The sequence below is a fragment of the Mycobacterium sp. IS-836 genome, from assembly GCF_001954275.1.
Classification (GTDB): Bacteria; Actinomycetota; Actinomycetes; order Mycobacteriales; family Mycobacteriaceae; genus Mycobacterium.
The window spans coordinates 1-1,443 of record NZ_MBEU01000079.1 but is presented as its reverse complement, the minus strand read 5'-3'; the positions used below and the strand labels follow the sequence as shown (position 1 = coordinate 1,443).

Genomic DNA, 1,443 nt, shown 5'->3' with positions numbered 1-1,443 from the left:
GGGCCGCACCCTGACCTATCGACAACTCGATGTGGCGGCGAATCGGTTGGCGCAGTTGCTGATCGGGTGTGGTGTGGGCCGTGGTGGGTGTGTGGCGTTGGTGTTGCCGCGCTCGGTCGAGGCGGTTGTGGCGATGTTGGCGGTGCTTAAGTCGGGGGCGGCGTATGTGCCGATCGACCCCGCGCTGCCGGAGGCGCGGATCGGGTTCATGCTCACCGATGCCGCGCCGATCGCCGCGATCACCACATCTGGGTTGGCCGGGCGGCTGAATGGGCATGACGTGATGGTTGTCGATATTGATGACGAGCGCATCGCGGCTCAGCCCAGCACCGCACCACCGCCGCCGGATCCCGGGGACATCGCGTATGTGATTTACACCTCGGGTACCACGGGGGTGCCCAAAGGTGTTGCGGTGACGCATCAGAACCTGGCTCATTTGGCGGCGTCGTCGCCGGCTGGTCTGCCGGTGGGTCAGGTGTGGACGCAGTGTCATTCGTATGCGTTCGATTTTTCGGTGTGGGAGATCTGGGCGGCGCTACTGGGCGGGGGACGACTGGTGGTGGTGCCCGAGGACATCGTCGGCTCGCCGGAGGATTTGCACGCCTTGCTGGTTCGGGAAGGGGTCACTGTGTTGACCCAGACCCCCTCGGCGGTGGCCGCGCTCTCACCGCAGGGCCTGGAGTCGGTGGCGTTGCTGCTCGGCGGTGAGGCCTGCCCGCTTGAGGTGGTGGAGCGTTGGGCTCCGGGGCGGGTGGTGATCAACGCCTACGGGCCCACCGAGGCCACGGTGTATGTGTCGATGAGCGCGCCGCTATCGGTCGGGGCCGATGCGGTGCCCATCGGTGCGCCGGTGTGCACGGCGGCGCTGTTTGTGCTCGACGAGTGGCTCCACCCGGTGCCGGCCGGGGTCATCGGTGAGTTGTATGTGGCCGGCACCGGGGTGGGCGTCGGCTATCTGGGCCGCTCGGGGTTGACCGGGTCGCGGTTTGTGGCGTGTCCGTTTGGTGGGCCCGGGGAGCGGATGTATCGCACCGGGGATCTGGTGCGCTGGCGCGCTGATGGGCAGCTGGACTATGTCGGTCGTGCCGATGAGCAGGTCAAGATCCGCGGGTATCGCATCGAGCTGGGCGAAATCCACACCGCCCTCACCGAACTCGACGGGGTGCAGCAGGCCGCGGTGATCGCCCGCGACGATCCCTCGACCACCACACGCTTGGTCGGCTACATCACCGGCACCGCCGATCCCGCCCGCATCCGCACCGCCCTGGCCCAACGCCTACCGGCCTACATGGTCCCCGCCGCCATCGTCGTCCTTGACGCGCTACCCCGCACCGTCAATGGCAAGCTCGACACCCGCGCCCTACCCACCCCCGAATACACCACCACCGGCTACCGCGCACCCACCACACCCGCCGAGGAGATCCTGGCCGCCATTTATGCCCA

At 67.8% G+C, this 1,443-nt stretch carries 1 protein-coding gene; it reads left to right on the top strand.

Annotated elements, in window-relative coordinates; translation table 11 throughout:
* On the top strand, positions 1–1,443 hold a 1,443-nt coding region (locus A5747_RS22085; RefSeq protein ID WP_142245685.1), incomplete at both ends, for an amino acid adenylation domain-containing protein.